At 40.7% G+C, this 25,981-nt stretch carries 22 protein-coding genes and 1 other annotated feature; all 22 genes read left to right on the top strand.

Annotation, left to right across the window (positions count from 1 at the left end):
• Positions 1-6 precede the first annotated feature (6 nt).
• The gene (gene ftsL / locus AWM71_RS00875; protein ID WP_060776245.1) at positions 7-390 is read left to right on the top strand and encodes a cell division protein FtsL; all 384 of its coding nucleotides are present in this window, start codon (positions 7-9) and stop codon (positions 388-390) included.
• Positions 377-2,521, top strand: coding sequence for a penicillin-binding protein (locus AWM71_RS00870; RefSeq protein WP_060776244.1), 2,145 nt, complete (start codon positions 377-379; stop codon positions 2,519-2,521). Before ftsL ends, AWM71_RS00870 begins: the two co-directional genes overlap by 14 nt.
• 17 nt (positions 2,522-2,538) lie before the next feature.
• A complete protein-coding gene (mraY, locus tag AWM71_RS00865) occupies positions 2,539-3,486 on the top strand; it encodes a phospho-N-acetylmuramoyl-pentapeptide-transferase (RefSeq protein WP_060776243.1) in 948 nt (315 codons plus the stop codon).
• Between the two features lie 14 nt (positions 3,487-3,500).
• Positions 3,501-4,886, top strand: coding sequence for a UDP-N-acetylmuramoyl-L-alanine--D-glutamate ligase (murD, locus tag AWM71_RS00860; protein WP_060776242.1), 1,386 nt, complete (start codon positions 3,501-3,503; stop codon positions 4,884-4,886).
• Between the two features lie 21 nt (positions 4,887-4,907).
• Positions 4,908-6,008, top strand: coding sequence for an undecaprenyldiphospho-muramoylpentapeptide beta-N-acetylglucosaminyltransferase (gene murG / locus AWM71_RS00855; RefSeq protein WP_060776241.1), 1,101 nt, complete (start codon positions 4,908-4,910; stop codon positions 6,006-6,008).
• 11 nt (positions 6,009-6,019) lie between these two features.
• Positions 6,020-7,264, top strand: a complete 1,245-nt coding sequence (locus AWM71_RS00850) for a cell division protein FtsQ/DivIB (protein WP_060776240.1) — start codon at positions 6,020-6,022, stop codon at positions 7,262-7,264.
• A gap of 140 nt (positions 7,265-7,404) precedes the next feature.
• Positions 7,405-8,772 carry a cell division protein FtsA gene (gene ftsA / locus AWM71_RS00845; RefSeq protein ID WP_060776239.1) on the top strand — a complete coding sequence of 456 codons (1,368 nt, stop codon included), beginning with the start codon at positions 7,405-7,407 and terminating at the stop codon, positions 8,770-8,772.
• Positions 8,773-8,805: 33 nt separating this feature from the next.
• On the top strand, positions 8,806-10,101 hold the full coding sequence (gene ftsZ, locus AWM71_RS00840) for a cell division protein FtsZ (protein ID WP_060776238.1): 1,296 nt from the start codon (positions 8,806-8,808) through the stop codon (positions 10,099-10,101).
• 3 nt (positions 10,102-10,104) lie between these two features.
• Complete coding sequence (locus tag AWM71_RS00835; protein WP_060776237.1) at positions 10,105-10,770, top strand: YggS family pyridoxal phosphate-dependent enzyme; 666 nt, start codon at positions 10,105-10,107, stop codon at positions 10,768-10,770.
• A gap of 22 nt (positions 10,771-10,792) precedes the next feature.
• A complete protein-coding gene (locus tag AWM71_RS00830) occupies positions 10,793-11,056 on the top strand; it encodes a YggT family protein (RefSeq protein WP_060776236.1) in 264 nt (87 codons plus the stop codon).
• 22 nt (positions 11,057-11,078) lie between these two features.
• On the top strand, positions 11,079-11,855 hold the full coding sequence (locus AWM71_RS00825) for a YlmH family RNA-binding protein (RefSeq protein ID WP_060776235.1): 777 nt from the start codon (positions 11,079-11,081) through the stop codon (positions 11,853-11,855).
• Positions 11,856-11,866: 11 nt separating this feature from the next.
• Positions 11,867-12,610 (top strand): DivIVA domain-containing protein, encoded by a 744-nt coding sequence (locus AWM71_RS00820; protein WP_060776234.1) that lies wholly within the window; start codon positions 11,867-11,869, stop codon positions 12,608-12,610.
• A 78-nt stretch (positions 12,611-12,688) separates the two neighbouring features.
• Positions 12,689-12,898 (top strand) — a binding site (T-box leader).
• 42 nt (positions 12,899-12,940) lie between these two features.
• The gene (gene ileS / locus AWM71_RS00815; protein WP_060776233.1) at positions 12,941-15,724 is read left to right on the top strand and encodes an isoleucine--tRNA ligase; all 2,784 of its coding nucleotides are present in this window, start codon (positions 12,941-12,943) and stop codon (positions 15,722-15,724) included.
• A 2-nt stretch (positions 15,725-15,726) separates the two neighbouring features.
• Complete coding sequence (locus AWM71_RS00810; protein ID WP_060776232.1) at positions 15,727-15,936, top strand: cold-shock protein; 210 nt, start codon at positions 15,727-15,729, stop codon at positions 15,934-15,936.
• Positions 15,937-16,211: 275 nt separating this feature from the next.
• On the top strand, positions 16,212-17,558 hold the full coding sequence (gene nox / locus AWM71_RS00805; protein ID WP_060776231.1) for a H2O-forming NADH oxidase: 1,347 nt from the start codon (positions 16,212-16,214) through the stop codon (positions 17,556-17,558).
• Positions 17,559-17,985: 427 nt separating this feature from the next.
• Entirely contained in the window at positions 17,986-18,498 is a 513-nt protein-coding gene (locus AWM71_RS00795; protein ID WP_236701156.1) for an SH3 domain-containing protein, read from the top strand.
• Positions 18,499-18,536: 38 nt separating this feature from the next.
• On the top strand, positions 18,537-20,078 hold the full coding sequence (locus AWM71_RS00790; protein ID WP_060776228.1) for a LysM peptidoglycan-binding domain-containing protein: 1,542 nt from the start codon (positions 18,537-18,539) through the stop codon (positions 20,076-20,078).
• A gap of 187 nt (positions 20,079-20,265) precedes the next feature.
• Positions 20,266-20,811: an NUDIX hydrolase gene (locus AWM71_RS00785; RefSeq protein ID WP_060776227.1), complete on the top strand. Its 546-nt coding sequence runs from the start codon at positions 20,266-20,268 to the stop codon at positions 20,809-20,811.
• Positions 20,812-20,813: 2 nt separating this feature from the next.
• Positions 20,814-21,089: a hypothetical protein gene (locus AWM71_RS00780; RefSeq protein WP_060776226.1), complete on the top strand. Its 276-nt coding sequence runs from the start codon at positions 20,814-20,816 to the stop codon at positions 21,087-21,089.
• Between the two features lie 29 nt (positions 21,090-21,118).
• Positions 21,119-21,826, top strand: a complete 708-nt coding sequence (locus AWM71_RS00775; RefSeq protein ID WP_060776225.1) for a 5'-methylthioadenosine/adenosylhomocysteine nucleosidase — start codon at positions 21,119-21,121, stop codon at positions 21,824-21,826.
• A gap of 251 nt (positions 21,827-22,077) precedes the next feature.
• Positions 22,078-22,689 carry a 30S ribosomal protein S4 gene (gene rpsD, locus AWM71_RS00770; protein WP_060776224.1) on the top strand — a complete coding sequence of 204 codons (612 nt, stop codon included), beginning with the start codon at positions 22,078-22,080 and terminating at the stop codon, positions 22,687-22,689.
• A gap of 422 nt (positions 22,690-23,111) precedes the next feature.
• Entirely contained in the window at positions 23,112-25,973 is a 2,862-nt protein-coding gene (locus AWM71_RS08220; RefSeq protein ID WP_060776223.1) for an InlB B-repeat-containing protein, read from the top strand.
• Positions 25,974-25,981: the final 8 nt, after the last annotated feature.

The raw sequence follows: 25,981 nt of genomic DNA, 5'->3' as shown, positions 1-25,981 counted from the left end.
GATTTCTTGTCACAGTATGTTTTGCCTAAAGAAAAAGTCATAAAGAATTATAAGATTTCAAAACCGAATGCCTCTAATCCGGACGGTTATTATAGTATAGAAACCACTCATTTTTTTACAGGAAAAGATATTCTTTTCATCATGGCTGCTTTGGCAGTTACGGTGGTAAGTATTGTATGGTTGACGGCTACGCGTGCGCAGGTGACAGGAGCCAATCAACAAATACAATCGGCAGAATATCAAACCAAACGATTGGAGACAGAAAAGAAAAATCTTCAACAAGAAATTAATGATTTATCAAGCTACAATCGTGTCATGGAGTTTGCTAAAGATAATGGATTTAAGTTGAATGAAGAAAATATAAGGAATGTTGCCAATGAGCCTTCATAATTTAAGACGGAATCGTGAGCGTTTCCTACATATCATGATGGGACTTGTAGGATTGCTCTTTTTGATTTTTGAAGCACGATTAGTTCATATTATGTTAATTGGCAAGGTGAATGGAGTAGATTTACAAGCGCAAGCCAATCAGCAGTTTTACCGGCAAAGTGTTTTGCCCGCTAAACGAGGAACCATCTATGATATTGGGGGCAATCCCATTGCTTCAGATTCTACAGCATACAATGTGTATGCTGTTTTAACAACTAAATGGGCAGATGAGGGAGCAGCTCCTATCCATGTCCCAGAAGATCAAAAGGAACATACTGCTGAAGTCTTGAGTCATCATATCAAGATGTCGAAGGAAGAAATTTTAAAACGATTAAAGTCTCCTGATGCGACACAAGTGGAGTTCGGTCAAGCAGGACAAAATCTAAGCCATGCGAAAATGGAAAAAATAAAAAATGAAAATTTGCAAGGTATTCACTTCTTAGAACAACCGAATCGTTTGTATCCTAATGGTAATTTTGCTTCTCATGTGTTAGGTTATGCACAGTATGAGGAAGCCCAATTACCAAAGGATAGTCGATTAATTGGGCAGATGGGAATCGAGAAGAATTGGGACGCTCATTTAGCAGGAACCAATGGCCATCGGAATTATCTGGCTAATCATGATCAATTTGCAACAGTGGATCAAGAAGATAGTGATTCCAATACTCAGCCCATTGATGGTTTAGATCTTTATACAACGATTGATACGCGCCTTCAAACTTATTTAGAAACTTTAATGGAGAAGGTCTATAAAGAAAATAAACCGCAATCCATGACGGCAATGCTTGTAGATCCTAAAACTGGAAATGTTGTTGCAGCGAGTCAACGGCCAACCTTTAATTTACAAACGCGAAAAGGTTTAAAAGACATGTGGACCAACTTGTTAGTTGGAGAAGCTTATGAACCAGGATCTGTTATTAAGGTGTTAACGGTTGCTGCAGCTATTCAAGAAGGTGTCTTTCAACCGGACGAAACCTATCAATCTGGACATATTATTGTGGATGGCACACAGATTAGCGATTGGAATAAGGTCGGTTGGGGCGTCATTCCTCAATTGGAAGGATTAGCCCAATCTTCGAATGTTTTAATGGTAAAATTAGTACAAGCTATGGGATATGATACCTGGCATAAATATATGGTAGAATTTGGCTTGACCCAACGTCCAAATTCTGGATTTGATGATGAAATTTCGGGCTCTATTAGTTTTGACAAGGAACTCCAGAAAGCAAATACAGCCTTTGGACAAGCTATTCGAGTGACGCCTTGGGAACTTATGCAAGCTTATACAGCAGTGGCTAATGGCGGAAAAATGATGAAACTTCATATTATTGATCGTTACCAAGAAAAAGATGGAAGTATTCGGGTGAACCAACCGGAACAGATTAGTCAGCCAATTTCTGAGGAAACTGCGCGTAAAACGTTAAAAGCGCTAGAATCTATTGTTTATTCTCCAAATGGAACAGGGACGATTTACGATATTAAAGGAATTCGTTTAGCGGTCAAAACAGGGACGGCTGAAATTTATGATGAAAATGCGGGACGCTACCTTTCTGGAGGAGAGAATGCGTATCTGCATTCTGTTGTGGGCTTTGCCCCCTCGGATAATCCACGGTATATTTTGTATTTAACGATGAAGCGCCCTTCAGCAGGAGGGTTGGCACAAGTGGGCCTTTCTAAGATTTTCATTCCGTTTTTACAGCGGGCGATGGAATATAGTAAACTAGAGCCTGCTAGTCAATCTTCATCGTCACAAGTGCCCAATATTGTGAATCAGGAAGTGAATACAGCCGAACAAAGTTTGAAGAAACAGCACTTTGCAAATATTCAGGTCTTAGGGAAAGGAAAACAAGTCATTCGACAATTTCCACAATCTGGTGAAAAGCAGCGTTCAGATCGCCCAATCTTCTTGTTAACAGAAGGAGAATTAACCATGCCAGATATGACAGGCATGAGTCTAACAGAAGCTCAGAATTTAGCTCAAATGTTAGGTATTCATTTATCTGTTAATGGACAAGGACATGTTAAGAAACAGAGTCTTTCTCCAGGAAGGCCGATTCGTTCAGAAGAAACTGTAACCATTGAATTACAATAAGGAGTAAGGGAGAAACCATGAGTTTAACGTTTTTGTTTTCGTTTATAATAACTGCTGCCGTGATGCCATTATTTATAAAATGGATGCATAAAAAACAATTTGGACAAGAAATTCTAGAGATTGGACCTAGCTGGCATAAAGAAAAAAGTGGGACACCGACTATGGGAGGACTTGTTTTCCTCACAGCTACGGTTCTTTCGATGCTAGTCAGTCATTGGTGGTTAGGAAGTTTTAGCCCAGAGATTTTCATTTTGGTCATTACACTCATCATGTTTGGCTTGTTAGGTTTTGTGGATGATTTCTTAAAAATCTTCAAGAAACAAAATGAAGGTCTAACGGCTAAACAGAAATTCCTTGCTCAACTCGGAATGGCCTTAGTGATTGTTCTTTTGATTAAGGGATTTGGCGTTAATGCCTATCTCCCACTTCCTTTTCATTTAGGGACTTCACACTTTATCTTGTTACTTGTGTTTAGTGTAATTTGGCTAACAGGTTTCTCCAACGCCTTTAATCTAACAGATGGCATCGATGGCTTATCGTCAGGGTGCGCTATTTTGACTTTGACAGGCTACCTTATTCTCTTCCTACGTCAAGGAAGTGTAGAAGTTTCCCTGTTTATCGTAGGTTTGATCGGATCCTTGTTTGCTTTCTTGATTTTTAATATGAAAAAAGCGAAAGTCTTTATGGGAGATGCAGGGGCCTTAGCTGTGGGGGCTTTGATGGCTGTATTAAGTATTATGAGTGGCAATCCTTGGTCCTTACTTTTATTTGGCCTTATTTATGTACTAGAAACAGCAAGTGTAATGTTACAGGTGGCTTACTTCAAACGGACACATAAACGAATTTTCAAGATGACCCCTATTCATCACCATTTCGAAATGAGCGGATGGAGTGAATGGAAGATTGACTTTGTATTTTGGGGAATTACCGGCGTATTAATGATTGTTGGACTTATTGCATTTTAGGAGATTGATTTGGGATGGAAGAACAAGAGAGACAATGTGAACAAATGGTTAACAAGAAGGTATTGGTATTAGGCTTAGCAAAAACGGGCGTCAGTGTAGTGAATTGGCTTACGCAAATGGGCGCTCTTGTTACGGTTAATGATAAGTGCCCATTAGATCAAAATAAGGCGGCACAAGATCTTATTGAAAAGGATGTTCGTGTGATTACAGGAGGCCATCCGATTGAATTACTAGATGAGGATTTTGCTTTTATGGTTAAAAATCCCGGAATCCCCTATACTAATCCTTTGGTAAAACGGGCGTTAGAAATGGGTTTGCCTGTCTATACAGATATTGAATTAGTAGAGTGGCTTCATCGGGGAACGATTGTCGGAATCACTGGTTCTAACGGGAAAACCACAACAACTTCTTTGACAGGAGCTATCCTCAAAGCGGATAAAAGTTTTTCTGGTCGAACAGAAGTGGCAGGAAATATCGGTATTCCTGCCTTAGATATTGCTCCTCAATTGACTTCAAAAGATCGTCTAGTTTTAGAGCTCTCCAGCTTCCAGTTAATGGGAACAAAGACTTTCCGTCCGAATATTGCTGCTATTATTGATATTTATCCTACTCATTTGGATTATCATGGAAACCTAGAAAATTATATCGCAGCTAAATGGCATATTACGGCTAATCAAGGCCCAGAAGATGTGTTATTTTTGAATTATGATCAAGAGGTCTTATGGTCTAGACGCTATCAAACCCAAGCAAAAGTTATTCCTTTTTCTTTAGAAACACCACTTGAAGATGGAATTTGGTATAATACTTCGGAAGGAAAGATTTTCTGGAAAAAGGAAGCTGTCATGGACAGAGCGGATTTATTTTTACCAGGAGATCACAATGTTCAGAATGCTCTCGTAGCTATCGGAATTGCTAAAGTATTGGGAGTTTCTAATGCGGTTATTCAAGAAACTTGCCGCCAATTTACAGGGGTTAAACATCGGATTCAATATGTTCAAACGGTGAATAAGCGAAAATTTTATAATGATTCCAAAGCAACGAATAACGAGGCTTGCATGACAGCTTTGAAGAGTTTTAACCAAAGTTTGGTTTGGATTGCAGGAGGCTTAGATCGGGGAAACAGCATTGATGAACTCTTGCCTTACTTGAAAAATGTTCATGCGGCAGTTGTTATGGGAGAAACCCAAGAGAAGTTTGCTCAATTGGTGAAAAAAGCGGGGATCACCCAATTAGAATATGCCAAAGATATTGAAGAAGCGACTCAAAAAGCGTATGCGATGAGTAAAGAAGATGATATTATTTTATTATCTCCAGCTTGTGCAAGTTGGGATCAATACCCTAATTTTGAAGTTAGAGGGGATCGCTTTATTCAAGCAATAAGTCAATTAGAGAATTTGTAAACGGGAGATAGGAGTACAGACATGCGAGTTGTATTATCAGGCGGAGGAACAGGGGGACATATTTATCCAGCTTTAGCCTTAAGAAAAGAGTTGTTAAAACACTATCCAGATGCTGAATTTCTATATGTTGGAACGGCTAAGGGATTAGAAAGTCGGATTGTTCCTAGTCAAAATATTCCTTTTAAAACGATTCATATTCAGGGACTTAAGCGCTCATTTTCTTTAGAGAATTTAAAGACAGTGACTTGTATGTTGGAAAGTATTCGAGTGTCTAAGCGTTACCTCAAAGGATTTCAACCAGACATTGTCATTGGAACAGGGGGATATGTTTGCGCGCCAGTTCTCTATGCAGCAGCGCGCTTAGGGATCCCTACTGTGATTCATGAACAGAATAGCGTCGCAGGAATTACTAATAAGTTCTTGAGCCGCTATGTAGATAAGATCTGCATCTGTTATGAAGAAGTGAAGGAAAGCTTTTCTAAAAAAGCCCAAAGGAAGATTGTCTTTACAGGCAATCCTCGGGCCCAAGAAGTAGCGGAGCGAACAGAAAAAGCAGATCTTACGGAATTTGGATTACGAAATGACCGCCCTACTCTTTTAATTTTTGGAGGGAGTCGGGGGGCTCAACGTATTAATCAAGTCGTAGAAGAAATGCTCCCTGAACTCAAAGATCAACCTTACCAGACTTTGATTGCAACAGGGGAGATCTATTATAAAGAGTTAATGACGCGCTATCCAGATATCCAGCAAATGGACAAGGTAAAAGTCGTTTCTTATATCCACAATATGCCAAGCTTGCTAAGAAAAGTGGACCTTGTGGTTTGTCGAAGTGGGGCAACGACTTTAACAGAGCTAACCGCTGTAGGAACACCAAGTATTTTGATTCCAAGTCCGAATGTTACGAATAATCATCAACAACATAATGCGGAAAGCTTGGCTAAAAGAGATGCAGCGATTATGATTCTGGAAGAAAATTTATCGGCTCATCGTTTGTTAACTACTATCGATGATCTTATGTCCAATCCAGGAAAATGTATCGAAATGAGTCATCAATCAAAAAAGATGGGCGTTCCAGATGCGAGTGATCGCATAATTTCGGTGATTGAAAAATTGATAAAATAAGGAGTGGGACGATGCTTGATTGGAATGAAGAAGCGAAACGTTCTGCTAAGCGGCGCTTTGAACAGGAACAAATGAAGCGCCATCAGACAGAAAAAGAAGATTCAGAGAAAAAGGATGATGCTGAAAGTCCTTATAAAAAAGCAAAAACAGATCCTTTTTCAAAGGCAAATGAAGAAAACTTTTCTACAGAAAAACAAGAAGGAATTTTGGATAAGTGTGATCAGCTTTTAAAGAAAAGAAACTTACATCACCTTTACAGAAAGAAGAAAGAAAGTCTTCAAAAGAAAGCTTCATTAAAAGATAAAGAAGTTCCTGAAAAAGAACATGTCTCCTTTATCAAAAAAGGATTTCACTGGCCTTCTTTTGGGATAGGACTCTGTTGCGTAGGAATCATTGCTTTCTCTTCCTGGTGGCTTTCTCCGTTTAATCGGGTACAAGGTCTTACAGTGAGCGGGAATCGATTGGTTGCGGATGAACAACTTTTATTCACTTCTGGTTTAAAACCGAATATGTCTTATTTAGGCATTGAAAAGGAAACTCCTGTAGTAACTGAGCGCTTACGGGCACAATATCCGAGTGTTCAAAAGGCACAAGTGATTGCCGAAGATAATTTTTCGGTTCGACTCAATGTTCAAGAATTTCGAGCAGTCGGATATATCGATAAGGAAGATTTTAAGTGCCCTGTGTTAGAAAACCAACAAACACTAACAGATCCCTTGCCTTATGGGGAACAAGATGTTCCTAATTTGGTTGGATTTGGGGAAGATGAAATACCAGAGTTAGCGAGTCAGTTAGGCAAGCTAAGTGATGATATTCTTGCTCAAATCGAAGAAGTGGACAATGTTTCTGATGAAATTTATCAACACCATATTGCGTTTAAGATGAAAGATGGCAATATTGTCGTTGGTTTTGTGGAATCTTTTGCAAAAAGAATGCAATACTATAATCAAATTGTTAAGAGTCTTAAGAATCAAAAGGGAATCATTAATATGGAAGTTGGTATTTTCTTCGAAGTGAAGACTCCGCTAACAGATCCCTTTGCTTCTCCAGAAGAAAGAGAACGCTATATTCAACGTTATGGCAGACCTTATCGCACGCGAAAAGATCTTGAAAAAGAAAAGAGCCGTGGGGATGAAAATAAAGATAAAGTCAAAAAACGTTCCACTAGTATTCAAGATAAAGAATGGAATGAAAAGCAAACGGAAGAGTCAACATCTGTCGAAAAACCCAAACGGCGTCAACCGGTTCAGAATTAAGATGTCTAAACCGTGAGAATTTGGTCCTTTAGAGACAGAATTAGAATAAATTCGTTTCTTCTTACCGTTCTTTATGTTAAAATAATTTCGATATAGTCATATCTAACTAAATAAGAATTAAAATAGGAGGTTTCAATCATATGGTTCGACCAAAAACATATGTAGGGTTAGACATTGGAACCACTTCCGTGAAAGTCGTTGTTGCCGAAAATGTTAATCAACGTTTAAATATTATCGGCGTAGGTAGTCAACGCTCTGAAGGCTTAAGTCGAGGGGTTATTGTTGATATCGATAAAACCGTCGAAGCGATTAGAAGTGCAGTAAGTCAAGCCGAGCAAAAATCAAATATCAAGATCAATGAAGTGATTGTGGGGGTGCCTAGCAATCAAATCAATATTGAACCTTGTTATGGGATGATTGCTGTTTCTGGTGAAAACCGTGAAATTACAGATAAGGATATTTATAATGTTTTATCTGCAGCAAAAGTACGTGCGGTGCCACCAGAGAGAGAAATTATTTCTGTTGTACCAGAAGAGTTTATAGTAGACGGCTTTGATGGTATTCGAGATCCAAGAGGAATGATTGGTGTTCGATTAGAATTATACGCAAGTATGATTACTGGACCTAAGACCATTATTCATAACATTAAACGTTGCGTGGAAAAGGCAGGATTGGTAATTGGAGATTTTGTCGTTCAACCATTAGCCAATGCTGAAGTTGCTTTATCAGAAGATGAACGAGATTTTGGAACTATCCTCATTGACTTAGGCGGTGGGCAATCTACGGCAAGTGTATTACATGAAGGCCAATTGAAGTTTTCATATGTCGATCAAGAAGGTGGCGAATACGTAACGAAAGATATTTCGACCATTCTCAACACGACACTTGATAATGCAGAACGCATTAAATTAGAGTATGGCTATGCATCATCTAAGAAGGCTCGACCAGATGAGTATTTCCCTGTGGAAACAATTGGTAAGAAAGAGCCTACGAAAGTAGATGAACAGTATCTCGCTGAAATTATTGAAGCGCGGCTACAGCAAATTTATGAAACCTTGAAGAAAGCTTTGGATCAAGTAGAAGCCTTTGATTTACCTGGAGGATTGGTAATTACAGGGGGAGCTTCTTCTTTACCAGGGGCTGTAGAGTTAGCAGAGTCTATCTTAGGAGAAGAAGCACGCTTCTATATTCCAGAAGAAGTTGGGTTAAGAAACCCAAGCTATACGACGGCTTATGGGATTGTAGCTTATGCAGCGAAGTTACCTGATATCTATCACGTTGCCCAAGGACGTTCAAAGCAGGCCAAACAGCCACTTCATCCGACAGAACACCGTTCGTATGAACCTAAGCCTGCTGATCATGTCGCCCCTTCCTATTCTGAAGAAGGCTATGGGCAAGAAAGCACTAAAGAAAATAGTTACGAAAAGAAAGTGAAGCAATTGATCAGTAGTGAAGACGGTGGCTTTATGCAAAAGGTTCGTAACATTATCGATGATATATTTAATTAAGATCATGATAAAGAGATACTGGGAGGATGTAGAATGGATTTAGAATTCGATAACACAATAGAATGTAATAATAATGCTAACATCAAAGTCATTGGCGTTGGTGGTGGTGGTAACAATGCTGTTAACCGTATGATTTTAGAAGGGGTTAAGGGCGTTGAATTCATCGTGGCCAACACAGATACGCAAGCTTTGGCGCATTCAAAAGCAGAAAACAAGATTCATCTTGGACCTAAAGTAACTCGCGGATTAGGTGCTGGGGCACAACCTGAAGTAGGGAGAAAAGCCGCTGAAGAAAGCGAAGACCAAATTCGTGAAGCTTTACAAGGTGCAGATTTAATCTTTATCACTGCCGGAATGGGCGGTGGAACCGGTACAGGGGCTGCACCAGTTGTTGCTCGTATTGCTAAGGAAGAATTAAACGCCTTGACCGTTGGGGTTGTGACCCGTCCATTTACCTTTGAAGGACCTAAACGTGGTCGTTCTGCTGCTGAAGGTATTGCTAACATGAAGGAATATGTGGACACCTTAGTGACGATCTCCAATAACCGCTTGTTAGAAATTGTTGACAAGAAGACTCCAATGCGTGAAGCCTTTGGAGAAGCGGATAATGTTTTAAGACAAGGGGTTCAAGGAATTTCTGACTTAATTACTTCACCAGGCTATGTGAACTTGGACTTTGCGGATGTGAGAACTGTTATGCAAGATCAAGGGACAGCTTTGATGGGGATCGGAACAGCTTCCGGTGAAAATCGTACAGCTGAAGCTACTAAGAAAGCTATTTCTTCTCCATTGTTAGAAGTTTCCATCGATGGGGCTGAACAAATTCTTTTAAATATTTCCGGTGGGGAAGACCTTACCTTATTTGAAGCCCAAGATGCTGCTGAAATTGTAAGCTCTGCTTCTTCTTCTGAAGTTAACATTATTTTCGGAACAACAATTAACGAAAACTTAGACGATGAAGTCATTGTCACAGTTATTGCAACAGGAATTGATCCTGATCGTCGTCAAAAACGTCAACAAGAAGAGAAAAAACGTAATCTTCAACGTCAAAACAATCGTCCTAACCAATCAAGTGGTTATCAATCCGCACCTACTAGCCGAGATTTAGGCAATCGTCCAGAATACTTTGAAGAAAAACAAGTAACGCCTACTTATGATAACTCACGTCCTCTTCGCCAAGATTCTTTTGAACCGACTGGTCGTCCTTCTTACGGCGCACCAGTAGATTCTTCTCGTCATTTTGATACATCAAATGACACTAATTATGATAATGTGAGTGAAGATGATGAATTAGATACGCCACCATTCTTTAGAAAGCGTCGTCGTTAATTCATGACGATTAAAAGTCGAGCCAAACAGTTAATGGAAACTGTTCATACCCTAACAGCATCAGCGTGCCCTCCTCACGAGACCACGCTGATTTGCGTTTCTAAATACCATAGTGTTGAAGAGGCAAAAGAGGTTTATCAAGCAGGCGTTCGGCACTTTGCGGAGAACTATGTTCAAGGCTTGCTTGAAAAGAAAGAAGCAATGGCCGATGATATTGTGTGGCATTTGATCGGCCCTTTGCAATCTCGAAAGGTAAAAGATATTATTAATCACATCGATTATTTTCATGCTTTAGACCGTTTGAAGATCGCCAAAGAAATTAATAAACGTGCGGATCAGCCCATTGCTTGCTTTGTAGAAGTGAATGTTTCAGGCGAAGAGAGTAAGCATGGGATAAAGGAAGAAGAGGTTATAGATTTTATCAAGTCATTAGCCGATTATCCCAAAGTGAAAGTAGTTGGTTTAATGACGATGCTCCCACAAGGAGTGGGTGCTAGCGAACAACACCGCTTGTTTGGCCAATTAAGAAAGTGCCGGGATCAGGTCGCAGAAGAACATCTGCCTTGGGCTCCCTGCACACACCTTAGCATGGGAATGAGTGGCGACTATCAGATTGCCATTGAAGAAGGAGCCAGCTTTGTTCGTGTAGGTTCTGCCTTCTTCCAGTAAAAAGAAAGGAATTCAGTCAAGCATGATCTTAATCTTCAAAACTTTATATTTTTTATTACAAACGTATAGTTTTTTAATTGTGATTTGGGCCTTGATGTCTTGGTTACCTAACGGAAGAGAGAGTCAATTTGGAAAGTATTTGAATCGAATTGTTCTTCCTTACATTGAAATATTTGATCGATTTATTCCTACTCTAGCCGGAATAAGTTTCTCTCCATTAATTGCGATCCTTGTTTTGGAATTAGCGATGAGGGGCTTAACCAGTTTGTTTTTAGTATTTTTGTGATAAGATTTGATGTGAGAAAGAGATGTATTTAGATCACTATCGACCAGAAGAGCGAGAGTTTACAGCAGATCTCGCGCATAAAATTCAATTCGTAGAACGGTCTTATCGTCCGGAATTAACTCACTTTTTTAATCCACGCCAGCAGGTGATTGCTAAGCAATTGCTTGGAAATTCAGAGACCTTGAAATTGGTGTGGGATGGTGGTTATGAAGGAGCAGAGAATCAACGATTATTGATTTGTCCTTACTATGAAGAAGTCGATAGATCGGCTCTTGAATTAACTTTGATAGAGGTAGAGTATCCCAAGAAGTTTGAAAAATTAAGTCATCGCAAACTCTTAGGAAGCTTGCTTAGTCAAGGGATTCAGCGAGATCGATTGGGGGACATTCTTCAAGATGGAGAGAGATGGCAATTTATCGTAGAGAAAGATTTAGCACCTTATCTCATGACGCAAGTCCAACGTATCGGACATGCTTCTGTTCATCTGCAAGAAGTTCCTTTTTCTCAATTATTAGACAGAAAAGAGGATGGACAATCTTTTCAAATCAGCGTGGCTTCCCTGAGACAGGATCTTTTGTTGAGTGAAGGCTTCCGCTTGTCTAGGCAAAAGGTGAAAGTAGCTTTTGATAATCGAGAGGTCAAATGTAATTGGACCTTAGCTTCTAAGCCAAGTCACGAAGTTCAGGTAGGAGACGTTCTCTCTTTGAGGCATTATGGGCGGTTGAAACTAGAGGCCGTCCTATCAGAAACCAAAAAGGGAAAGCTTCGCCTCCAAGTCACACGTTATTCCAATCAGTAGGGGGAATACATATGCAAGCAAATGAGATAAAAAACCACAAGTTTCCTAGTAAAATGCGCGGGTATGACCGCCAAAAGGTAGATGCTTATCTCAATGAACTTAGTGTTATGATGAACACTTTAGAAATGAATAACCAGCATCTCCAACAAGAATTGTATGAGGCTAATAGTAAATTAGATGATTTACATGAGAAAGAAGCCACAGTGAATCGTTCCATTATGGTTGCTCAACAAGCTGCAGATCGGTTAAGAGAGACCAGTTTAGATGAAGCGGATCTTATTATTAAGCGAGCTGAAGAAACAGCTAAACAAATCATGACTAAGGTTTGTGATCAGGCAATGGATTTATTGAATGAACAAGCCCAGCTTCGGGAAACTTCACGCTACTATATTTTCCAAATGCAAGGCTTAATTAATAATGCCAAGCAAGTTTTGGATGATCCTAAATGGCAAGATCTTTTTAAAGATGTTCCACAACAAGCTGTGGAATGTCCAACGCTTAAGCAAATCTTGGAAGAATATAACCTTCCTATTCGGGACCATCATGGCGCTTTAGTTTTTGATCAAGAATTGGAAAAAGCTCAGAAAAAACAAGTGGAAGCAGAATTTCTTAACCAAAGTACAGGTAATGTCAAAGCAGTGTTACCAAGTGAGGTTGAAAATTTACTCAAAGCCGAAGAAGTCCGTTTGAGTGAACAAGAAACAGAAGAGAAGCCTAAGAGCGAGAAAGTCGATAAGAATGAAGACCAGGAATAGAGGATTCTTTCATATTATTTGGAAAAATAATGTCATCGATAAACTTGAAAAAATACGAACTGTTCCGTATAATAGGAACAATACAAAATGAATTGAAACAAGGTAAAGTCAGCCCGCTATTCCAAGCGAATCTAAGTAGGTGTGAGTTAGATAATGGCACTGATTTTATTATCCTTCAATGATTTCTTAACTGAAAATGAAGTAAGTTATGACGTTCAGTCGCGTTAAGACTTTAAGGTAGAGAATTCTACAAAATTGGGTGGTACCACGGAGCACTTCGTCCCTTGCGGATGAAGTGCTTTTTTTATTAAAGAAGAGGAGTGAGTGGCAATGAAAATGAAAGAGACGCTAAACTTAGGGAAAACTAAATTCTCAATGCGGGGAAATTTACCCCAAAAAGAACCCCAAAGACAAGCTGAATGGGAAGAAAATCATGTCTATGAGCAACGCTTAGCGAAGAACAAAGATAACCAACCTTTTGTTCTTCATGATGGCCCTCCTTATGCAAACGGCAATATTCATATTGGGCATGCTATGAATAAGATCAGTAAGGATATTATTATTCGTTCCAAGGCTATGGAAGGCTACTATGCCCCTTATGTTCCTGGATGGGATACGCATGGTCTTCCAATTGAACAAGCAGTGACGAATTCTGGTGTGGATAGAAAAGCTTTATCCACAGCTACCTTTAGAAAAATCTGTCAAGAATATGCCACCAAGCAAGTGGATCAACAACGCAAAGACTTTAAACGTTTAGGCGTATCTGGTGAATGGGAGAATCCTTATGTTACCTACCGCAAAGATTTCGAAGCCCAAGAAATTCGTGTCTTTGGGAAAATGGCTGAAAACGGGCTTATCTATCAAGGCAATAAGCCTGTCTACTGGTCTCCTTCCAGTGAATCCACTTTAGCCGAAGCAGAAATTGAATATAAAGATGTGGAAACACCAAGTATCTATGTGGCTTATAAAGCTAAAGAAACCTTTGGCAAATTACCTTCAGATACAGAATTTGTCATTTGGACCACCACGCCATGGACTTTGCCAGCTTCCATGGGGATCAGTGTTCATCCACGTATTACTTATGTCTTAGTAGAGATAGGTACGCACCACTATTTAGTGGCTAAAGACTTGCTACAAAGCTTAGTGGGCAAATTCGAATGGGAAGATTACCAAATTGTTCAAGAAATTCAAGGAAAAGAATTAGACCGCATGGTAGCCCAACATCCTTTCTATGATCGGGATATTTTGGTGATGAATGGGGAGCATGTCACTACTGATACCGGGACTGGTTTAGTTCATACCGCTCCTGGACATGGGGAAGATGACTACCAAATTGGAAAAGCTTACGGTTTGGAAATCCTTTCTCCATTGAATGACCAAGGCTGCTTTACCGAGGAAGCTCCAGGTTTTGAAGGAATGTTCTATGAAGAAGGAAACAAACTCGCCATTTCAATCGTCAAAGAAAAAGGAGCCCTTCTCAAGTTAGAATACTTCACCCACTCTTATCCACATGATTGGCGAACCAAGAAGCCAGTTATTTTTAGAGCCCTTCCACAATGGTTCTGTTCCGTAGACAAGATTCGGGAGAAAACCTTATCTATCATCAATCATGAGGTGAAATGGTGGCATCCTTCTGGACAAAAACGGATTTACAATATGATTCGTGACCGTGGAGACTGGGTCATTTCCAGACAAAGAGTATGGGGCGTTCCGCTTCCAATCTTCTATGCTGAAGACGGAACCCCAATCATCACGCCAGAAACAACGGAATATGTTGCCCAACTCTTTGAAAAATATGGTTCTAATGTCTGGTTTGAAAGAGAAGCCAAAGATCTCTTACCGGAAGGGTTTACCAGTGAACATTCTCCAAATGGGCAATTCACCAAAGAAAAAGATATTATGGATGTTTGGTTTGACTCTGGTTCTTCTTGGGCAGGCGTTTTAGAGAACGAAGAGCATCTGGTCTATCCTGCTGATATGTACTTGGAAGGTTCTGACCAATACCGCGGGTGGTTTAATTCCAGCTTACTCACTTCTGTGGCAGTTAATGGACAAGCTCCTTATAAACAAGTCATTTCTCAAGGCTTTGTGAATGATGGGGAAGGTCGGAAGATGAGTAAATCTCTAGGGAATACCGTTTCTCCTAATGATGTCTGTGATCAACGTGGGGCAGATATTCTTCGCCTCTGGGTGACTTCAGTGGACTCACGTTATGATGTTCGGATTTCGGATGATATTTTGGCACAAGTTTCTGAATCTTACCGTAAAATTCGGAATACCCTCCGCTTTATGTTAGGAAATTTAAGTGATTTTGATGTTAAAGCTAATAGCGTTTCTTATCAAGACTTAGATCCTATTGATCAATTTATCTTAGTAGAATTAGATCATTTAGTGGAAGAAGTGAGAGAAGCTTACGATCAATTTGAATTCAATACCATTATTCAACAAATTTTGAATTTCTTAACGCAAATGATGTCCAGCTTCTATCTCGACTATTCCAAAGACGTGACCTATATTGAATTAGCAGATGATCCGAAACGTCGGAATATGCAAACGGTTATGTATCAAGTTACTAAGAAATTGACCATCTTATTAACGCCGATTATTCCACATACGACGGAAGAAATTTGGGAATTCTTACAAGAAGAGGAAGACTATGCTCAACTTGCTAACTTCCCTGAAGTCGAACATTACGAAAATGCAGAAGAGCTTTCTACTTTCTGGCATAAGTTCTTACAGTTCCGTGATGCAACGAACCGAACTTTAGAAACGGCCCGTAATGAGAAAGTTATCGGCAAATCACTAGAAGCTCGTCTTCACATTTATGCCGATGCGGATTGTCAATCCTTCCTAGAAGCAGTGGGAGAAAACTTGCGGATTTACTTGATGGTTTCTCAATTGGAAATTCTTGATCAAGCTCAAGCGCCAAGCTCCGCTGATGATTACGAAGGCTTCAAGTTAGTTGTGACACCAGCAGAAGGGCAAGTGTGTGAACGCTGCCGTGGGGTCTATCCATCGGTAGGAAGTTGCGAACAAGCACCAACGCTTTGTCAACGGTGTGCTCAAATTGTCATTGATCATTTCCCTGAAGTTTTACAAGCAGAGGAAGATTAGTCATGTATGAAGGATATGTGGAAAGTTACAATGCGCAAAAGGGCTATGGCTATTTAGTGATAGAAAATGATCCTTCCAAAGAAAAGATTTTTATTCATCAATCAGCACTTGAAAGATTGAATACCCCTTCACTAATAGTCGGCCAAAGTGTCCTTTTTGAAGTCGCCCCTGGAAGAAAAGGCCCTCAAGCGGTCGCCCTTCAATTAATGTAAAAAATATGAAAGCGTACATTCCTTGTATAAGGAATGTACGCTTTTTTTGCCTAAAGGCCGTCTAGACGATACAAATGACGAAATAAACCCTTAAAATGTTTAAAAATAGGGGGAATCCTACGACTATAAAAGCTATATTGTTTGAGAATATATTATTTGCTATGCAATAAGTGTTTTTATAGTACAAAATATAGTTATTTTTGTTCGAAAAGATATCGCTTTCAAAATTTAGTGATATACTGAACTTGTAATAAAAATCCAAGGAGGACAAAAAAATGAAATTTGTTATTGTTGGGACAAACCATGCAGGGATTGCTGCTGCAAATACACTTTTGGACAATTATGGTGAAGGCAATGAAGTTGTCATGATTGATCGGAATACAAACCTTTCTTACTTAGGCTGTGGGACCGCTTTATGGGTAGGTCGTCAAATCGACAGCTATAAAGGCTTGTTCTATACTAAACCTGAAGACTTCGAAGCCAAAGGAGCTCGCATCTCCCTTGAAACAAGTGTAGACCGGGTAGACTTTGACAAGAAAGTCGTTTATGCGACTTCCAAAGACGGCAAAGCTATTGAAGAGAGCTACGACAAATTAATCTTGGCAGAAGGCTCTGCACCAATTGCCCCTAACCTACCAGGAAAAGACTTAGAAGGTATTCACTTCTTAAAACTCTTCCAAGAAGGAATGGCTGTTGATCAAGAATTAGCGAAGAATGAAGTGAAGACTGTAGCCGTTGTTGGAGCAGGTTACATCGGTGTTGAAATCGCTGAAGCTGCTGCACGTCGTGGAAAGAAAGTTCTTCTCTTTGATGCTGCAGATACTTGCTTAGCAAGCTACTATGATGAAGAATTCTCTTCCTTAATGGACAAGAACTTGAAAGAACACGGGATTGAAACTCACTATGGTGAATTTGCGCAAGAATACCTTGGCGAAAATGGACGTGTGTGTGGTCTCAAGACAGACAAGGGACAATACGATGCAGATGCTATTATTAACTGTATTGGGTTCCGTCCAAATTCCGTTTTAGGTGGCGACCATCTCGAAAGATTTGCCAATGGGGCGTATCTTGTTAGCCGTGGCTTCCAAACCTCAGATCCAGATGTTTTCGCAATCGGTGACTGTGCAACGAACTACTCCAACGCCCTACAAGCAACAACTTACATTGCCTTAGCTTCTAACGCTGTACGTAGCGGAATCGTAGGTGCACATAATGCTGCTGGTACGGCTATTGAAGGGGCAGGAGTTCAAGGCTCTAACGGTATTGACATTTTTGATCTTAAGTTAGTGTCTACTGGTTTGAGTGTGAAGGCTGCTGAAAAATTCGGCGTTAATGTGAAATATGTAGACTATGAAGATACTCAACTTCCAGGCTTCATGCCAGCTGAGAAGAATGCGACAGTTAAGATTCGCATTGTTTATGAAAAAGGAACTAACCGCATTGTCGGTACCCAACTAGCTTCCCACTATGACATGCATGAACTCATTCACATGTTCTCCTTAGCTATCCAAGAAGGAATCACCATGGACAAATTACAGCTCTTAGATATCTTCTTCTTGCCACATTACAACCAGCCATATAATTATGTCACCATGGCGGCTTTAACGGCAGATAAGAATTAAAACAACAATTTTGTATTCGAAACCGTCTTTGTTTAAGACGGTTTTTTTCATTTTATGATTTAGTAAATTTTTAGTAAAGAAGTTAGGAAACTCTTGTAATAAAAGGGGAAAAACCTTGATTATTTATAATAAAAAGGGTACACTCAATGCCGGAGAACAGGCGCGCTATTATTCTCTAAATATATTGAAAAGATAATTTTTATTAATAAAAATAAACAATCAAATTGTATATTGAAGAATCTTGTTAAATGTAGCGTTATATGTTCTTCGTTAGTATTAATGTCTTTAGTGAATGCTCAAGAAGTGTCTGCGCAAGAAGTAGCAAAACCTAGTGTAGACTCTATTCAGAAAATTGGAGAATTAAAAGTTCAAAAAGAGGCTAACGGTCCTAGTGATCAAACAGACAGAAAAGAGAATAGCTTAAGCGATCAAACAACTCAAAAAAGGAAACTCAGGAAATTCAGAACATTCGAATGACAGCACAGAACTTCCAGAAAAAGGAACTTATTATTTCACCTCAAGAAAAGAAGTAAGAGGAGAATCAAGCTTATCTAGTCCAGAACTGGCTTATTACGATAATGGGATGAGCGTTTATTATGATAAGACTTTAAAAGCAGAGGGTTATCAATGGATTAGTTATATAGGCGGTTCAGGAAACAGAAGATATATTGCGATTGACAAGTTGAATCAATCCGAGGATAATCCTTCAAATCCTCACTCGGGTTCTTCTGCAGAAGAATTGCCATCCAAGGGGACTTATTGTTTCACCTCAAGAAAGGAAGTGAGAGGAGAACCAAGTTTATCTAGTCCAGAACTGGCTTATTATGATAATGGAATGAGTGTTTATTATGATAAAGTCTTAAAATCAGAGGGTTATCAATGGATTAGTTATATCGGTGGTTCAGGAAATAGACGTTATATTGCAATTAGTCCTTTATAAGAACTATCATAAACTTTATAGAAAGGAGTAAATAAGAGATGAGAACTAATAAAAAGAGTTTTAATAAATGGCTCTCTCTAGCTTCTGTGAGTTTGTTATCTGCAATTACTTTACAAGCGGTAGATAGCGAACCTGTGGATGCCGTTACAGGAGAGTGGCAACAAGAAAATCGCATATTTTCAAGTGTGAATGAGGCGATGTCTTATGGACAAGCGCATGCGAATTGGTCGCAATACAAGCAATACCGCGTCTCTTATGTAGGACCTCGGCAGTTTGTCTTGAAATGGGAATTGAGAACGCCGAAGAAAGCAGCAGTCGCTACACCATCCGCTCAGCCTATTCAAATGCAAGGTACCTATACCGTTCAAGCGGGCGACTCCTTGTGGCGGATTAGCCAAAAGTGTGGTGTGTCCGTGGCAGATTTGATGCGGTGGAACGGCGTGAATGGGCAAACCATGCTTCAGATTGGCGACAAGCTTCAAGTGACGGGTCCAGTAACGACTCCAACCCCCGCTCGTCCAGTGAAAGTCAATACTCAGAAAGCTTTTGTTCGGGATGTCCATCATTTTGATTCCGTTCAAAAAGCTCTTGATTATGGAAAGAGTATCTTTAACTGGCGGAAGTATCGTCAATTCTATGTTCGTCAAAAGGGTAGTCAAGATTTCATCATTGATTGGGAATTAAAGGACGGAGGAAAAGTCCAACCCGCTGTGAAAGTTCAAAAAACTTCTCCGACTTCCTCTGCGTCTCTTTATACGGTTCAAGCCGGAGATTCTCTCTGGAAGATTAGTCGCCGCTATGGAGTTTCTGTTCTAGACCTCATGGCTTGGAACAAACTGGGTGATGATTTTATGCTTTATCCAGGGGATCATTTGATTGTCGCTGATCCTGCTACAAGCTCTTCACCCCTCCAAACGACGAGTCAAGCTCCAAAAGAAGAGGCACCTTCAAAGGGCACTCAAACCCCAGCTAAAGAAGAAACGACTCCTCAGGTAGAAACCCCAAGCTCACAAGATGAGGCCTCTTCACAAGATGTGGCGGTTCTTAGCTTTGAGGAAGTTGGGAAGCTTCGGGAGAAACAGCCGACTGCTTTGATGTGTAAGACCTTTGCTTCTAAGGAAGAAGCTATCGCTTATGGGAATAAACATATGGATACTTCTAAGTATCAAGGCTTTTATTTGGTACATGATGCAAATCCTGAGTCCTATCATATTGAATGGCAATTGAAAGTGAACCAACCTGAGGTACATGCTGCTTCTGGTATTGATCTGACAGCCATTGATCATGGCGACTTTTCAAGTATAGCCGGTGCTTGGCAGAATGACCGCGGAGAAACCTATATTTTCAATAAAGCAGGACTGGTGTCACCAAACGAACAAGTGGCTCGTTATGCTGAAGAAGGAAGCAAGGGTTATAGCTATGGCATCATCGGCAAAGGCAAGGCACATGGCGGAGCCGCTCTCCAGATCCTTCCTAAAGGGAAGAAGTCGGCTATGGGAGGAACGACTTATGATAGGGATGCTCTGGTTGTGGAACAATCGGTATCTGAAGAAAGCCATCCTTTCTACAAGGTCTTTTAAGAGAAGGTCTTTTGAAACTTTATAGCATTTGATTCTAAAGCCCCACTGAAGAAATTCGGTGGAGGCTTTTTGTCTAGAGTAAATATTTATTTAAAAAGGCACAGAAGTGTAAAGTTTCAACTGGTTTTGTGGTATATTGAGAATGTTGAAATTAATATGTCAGATCAAAAAAGAGAGGAGTATTCGTGTGAAATTCGGAGAAAAAACACTAAGCAAAGAAGATATTTATGAGGGAAGCATTATTCATTTGGAACGTTTGAAAGTTGAACTTCAAAATGAAACGGTATCTTATCGGGAAATTGTGCGGCATTCCCCAGCTGTAGCCATCATTGCAACCAAAGAGGATAAGCTCTTGTTGGTGCGACAATTTCGGAAACCGGCTGAAGAAGCCTTATTAGAAATTCCTGCCGGTATGGTGGAAGAAGGGGAAGACTTCCTCTTTTCTGCACAAAGAGAATTGGAAGAAGAAACGACTTATCAAGCAGAAGAATGGAAAGAAGTCGCTAATCTTTATCCTTCTCCAGGCTGGTCAACAGAATGTTTAACGGTTTATCGGGCAAAGAATTTGCATAAGGTGGCTCATCCACGCCCCCAAGATGCGGATGAACATATTGAACAAGTCTGGCTTAGTCTCGCTGAAGCCAGAGAAGCCCTTGAAAAGGGAGAAATTACGGATATGAAGACGGCCTATGCGATTCGAGAGTTAGAAATAGAGTACATGAAGGAAGGGTAAGCGTGAGAAAAGATCCTCTAATTACAAGAAAGAGCTATCGCGAAAGAACAAGCGAAGGAAAGGCCTCTTCCTTTTGGGAGAACTGGAAACAGAAAGGACTTTTCCAAAAGAAGAACAAGGAAGTAAGGGAGAGGGAAAGCCTGGAAGAGGTTGATTCTGAAAATAGACGTTTTCATGAAAAAAACTCTTCTGAAAAAATGGATAGTTTCTTAAATATCGGCATTATCTCTTTGACGGTAGGAATTATTATTGTGACCTACATTGCCTTTTTTGTGTAAGACAGAAGCCCCAAAGAAAGGATATGAAAATGAAAATTGCAATTATAGCGGCTCTCAGTCGCGAAGTGAACTACTACGTGGAGACTATTCCTCACTTAGAAAAGCGCCAAGTCGCTCAAGTAACCTTGTGGACGGGAACTTATGCAGGCCATGATTTGATCATTGCTCAATCTGGAATCGGCAAGGTTAATGCGGCCATGGCGACGACTTTAGTCTGTGAATTAGGGCCTGATTTGGTAATCAATTCTGGGTCAGCAGGTGCCTTGCATCCGGACTTGAATGTAGGAGATGTGGTCTTAGGAACAGAGACTCTTTATCACGATGTAGATACCCGAGCAGTAGGCAACGCTTTAGGACAAATGGACAGTATGCCACTTTCCTACCTCTGCGATGCCTATTATCTCGCAGCTTTCAAATCAGTTCTCCAAGAAAAGAAAGCCTATCAAGGGGTTTATCAAGGGCAGGTTGTCTCTGGAGATTCCTTTATTAGTGGAGAAGAACGTCAATCTTGGATTCAAAAACACTTTGACCGAGCCTTGTGTACAGAAATGGAAAGCACTGCTATTGGCCAAGTGGCTTATCAATTTCATATTCCTTTCCTCATTGTTCGCGCCATCTCTGACCGCGCAGACCACCAAGCGGCGGTTTCTTTTGAGACCTTTATTCAAGAAGTAGGTGTCAAAAGCGCTCAAACAACGCTTGCCTTCGTTGAACAAGTCAAGGAAAAGAGCAAGTAGTTTTTTACACTTTTTCTCGTAGAATTTTCATAGGAAAGCTTTTATTCCTTGACAAAAAGAGGATTATTTAGTATTCTGTAACTTGTGTAAAATAATGCAGCAAAATTGAAACAAGCTCGTCAATAGTTCGTCCACTTCAGGTGAAGTAAGTACCTGCGGCTGCATAAGGGAAAGCGTTGACGGAACTACACGAATGTGATCAATTTCTTAATTATTTTACTCCAATAATCAATTAATGGAGGAAACCAATTATGTCACGTTATACCGGTCCAAGCTGGAAAAAATCTCGTCGCTTAGGCTTATCTTTATCAGGTACTGGTAAAGAATTAGCTCGTCGTCCATATGCACCAGGTCAACACGGTCCAAATCAACGCCGTAAGAGCCTTTCTGAATATGGTTTACAATTACAAGAAAAACAAAAATTACGTTACATCTATGGAATGACTGAAAAACAATTCCGTAACCTTTACAAACGTGCTTTGAAGGTTCAAGAAGGTACCATTGGTACAAACTTCATGACTTTACTTGAACAACGTTTAGATAACATGGTTTACCGTTTAGGTTTAGCATCTACACGTCGTCAAGCTCGTCAATTAGTTGCGCATGGTCATATTACTGTTGATGGTAAACGCGTTGATATTCCTTCTTACACGGTTAAAGTCGGTCAAGTGATCAGCGTTCGTGAAAAATCTAAAGACTTACAAGTGATCAAAGAATCTGTTGAAGGTCTTTACGGACACGTTCCTTATGTTGAATTTGACGCTGACAAGTTAGAAGGTTCCTTATCTCGTTTACCAGAACGTGATGAATTGAACCAAGAAATCGACGACTCCTTAGTTGTTGAATACTACAACCAAGTTTAGTCCAAGTGTTAGAAAGCCTCGGTTTACCGGGGCTTTTTTTGTTGGGCATTTTGACGAATGAAAATTGGAAACGAGTATGGGGGAGAAACGATTCGATGATGGAAAAATAGAAAGGACGGCTAATTAGCTGATTGTTCAAATTAAAAGCAAAAGCCTGAAAGCGCTAGCATCCATGCAACCATTATGGTAAAATAGAATAAAGTATTTTTATAAAAAAGGTTGACAAATTGTGGGAGCTTTAAGCATAATGACAGACAGACAGACAGACAGACAGACAGACAGACAGACAGACAGATAGGACTAAGATTGTCTTTTTTGCCGTGTCCTTTTTATATGTGGCAGAGCAATTGGCCTAATGTTTAGGCTTTTTACTCTGCTTTTTTGTTTAGCAATTCAGCGCTTAGAGAAAGAGGAGCTGTAAAATGGAAAATATAAATAAAGTTATTTTGTTGACACTTATTGCTACACCGCTTGCAGTACCACAAATTGTCCAAGCACAAAGTTTGCCAAAGAATGTAGATCAGAAACTCACTGGGGAGCGTCTGATTGTGGCTGATCTTGCTACTAGCTCTTCGCCTCTTCAAACGCCTCAGTCTCCTAAAAAAGGAACTCCGTTAAAGTTTGTTCTAACTCCCGTAAAAAATGAGAAGGGACAAAATAGATCAGGAGATAAAAAGAAAAAAGCTGCTTCACTTCAAGTTACTGCACAGTTGCGAGAAGTGATACCCCCCACTCCTGCCACTCAAGAGTCGGGTCATATCACGATACAAGGATCCGAGAAAAACTATGCGACACTTGAAGATGCTCTCAAGGAGGCTAAGGACGGTGCGGTTCTTGAAGTCCATGGCAAGGTTGAATTACATAACGATGTGCCGATCAATAAAAGCATTACCTTAAAAGCAGGTTCTCAAGGTGCCATGTTATCCACTGACAAGGTACACCGAACCGGTACAGCAAGTAAGAGTGCAGAAGCTTTATCTCTGCAGGTGGATAGTGGAAAAACATTAACGTTGGGAGATGGCACCACCAGCGAGTTATTGCTTGACGAAGTGCATGTTTATGTCACGAAGGGCAAGCTTGTGTTACAAGATGGGGCAAGAATTAATTCTAACTTATCATGTGATAGCAACAAGTTTCCAAAAGTAAATAACAGCATTGTTGGTATTTCCGGTAAAGAAAGTTCAGCAGAATTTAAGGGTGGTGTTGTCGAAAATCCTGCCACGGGCGCTACAGCCGCTTTTAATAATGATACTATCGTCACAATCCAAGACAAAGCTCAGGTCTCTGAAATTTCTGGAGGCACCTATAAAGGAACGCGTGTTGTTTTTAATGTTAGTGATGAGAATACAAAAATCACCAAAATAACGGGTGGAACTTTTGAACAGTCAGATTGGACCGGAGTATCTTCTCCATGTTTTAAAATTGAGAATAAAGCGAGAGTAGATAGTATTTCTGGAGGCACTTTTACCTCCTATCACTTTGGGGCTGTACAGTTGGAAAGCGGAGCCAGCATCGGGGAAATCTCAGCAGGGACCTTTACCAGTTTATATCCGAAAGCACATTCAACCATGTATAGTGGGGCAATACCTTTCTGCTCTGGACTGGTTTTATATGGTAGGAACGGGAGTTCACCAGTTGTGGTAGATAAAATTACTGGTGGTACCTTTACGGGAACTAATGGGATTTTATCCGTTGGCAGTGATCCCAAACAGATGGCTAAGATCCAGTCGATTACGGGCGGTAATTTTTCAAGTATTGACGGTGAAACGGGCAATGCTGGACTGTATTTCACGCAAAACTCCGAGGTAGGCGAAATTTCGGGTAATGTTGTAGCAACAGGGCGGAATGTTGGTATCTGGAATGCTGGGACGATCAAAAAAATCTCCGGTGGAACCTATACAGGACAGAATTTTGATGGCCTGCAAAATGTTGATTATTCACAAATGAAGGAAAAAACGTGGGGGACTCACTTCAAAGGTCACATCGAAGAGATTACGGGAGGCAGTTTCAAGGGGAAAAAGCATGGTTTGATGAACGCTGGCGTCGTTGATACCATTTCAGGCGGTATATTCGATGGCGAGACTAATGCCATTGCTTGCAGCAGCAAGACAAAGAAAGGACAACTGCCGACGATCAAAGGTGGTGCTTTCTATGCTAAGAAAGGAACTGCGATCGTTCTGGTTTCTCCGCTTATCCTTGAACCTGATTTAGGGAAGCAGAATGAAGCCATTGGTGTGGGCCGCTATTATGCGTCAGCAGGTAAAGCCATTTTTAATGATGAGTCGAAGGTAACCTACCCATCATATACGAACAAAGGGGCTAAGGAGCCTTATAAGATGAGTGATGCCTCTGATGGTCAAAAGGATGTAGCCAGTTATCCAGATACTGCTTTCCGCTATTTGAAAGGACCAAATCTTGCGGTCACCTTCATGAATGACGGTCAGCCTTACGCTACGGTTCAGGTCGAAATCGGTAAGTCCATCAATAGCGACAGCCTAGCTGATCAAAAAATGCCAGCTAACGCATCCAAAGACGGCTACCTGTTCAAGGAATGGAACACGCAGGCGGACGGTAAGGGGACAACCTTTGACGGGTCGACGGCAGTGCAGGGGAACATGACCGTCTATGCGATTTACGATCTGCAGCAGTCCGTACTCAACGCATCGCCAGTGTTGAAGGTCACGGATAAAACGATCACGGAGGGCGAAAGCCTGGATCTCACGAGCCTGGTCACAACAGCGAGCGATGCGGAGGATGGCGATCTCAAGGCTAAGGTTCAGATCAAGGATGGTGGCTTTGATTCAACAACGGTCGGGACCTACAAGATTACATTCACTTTGACGGACAAACAGGGGGCCAAGGTGACGAAAACAGCCACCGTTACCGTGACAGCGAAACCGAAGCCGAAGCCACAGCCACAGCACAAGCACGGCGAACCTTGGACTCAACCTGCACTTCCTGAAGGACACCATCCAGATCTACAGCCTCAACCACAACCACAGCCAGTCCCGATGCCACAGCCGGGACTAGAACCGCAGCCAATGCCACAACCACAGCCACAGCCAGAGCCAGAGACACAACTGCAACCGGAGTTAGAACCCCAGTCACAGCCACAGCCAACACCGCAATTACAGCAAGACGCAAGGCCATCAACAGAGGGAACAACTTCATTCAAAGCAAAGAGCTTACCACATACCTTAATGGGAGAAGTTCCAATGAGCTTAGGACCGCTTCTGTTAATAAGTGGATTATGTGTCTTTTCATTGAAGAAAAAGAAGAGATAAGATTTTCA

The sequence above is a fragment of the Aerococcus christensenii genome (genome assembly GCF_001543105.1).
GTDB lineage: Bacteria > Bacillota > Bacilli > Lactobacillales > Aerococcaceae > Aerococcus > Aerococcus christensenii.
Note: the sequence above shows the minus strand (reverse complement) of the source record. Positions and strands in the feature narration are given on the sequence as shown.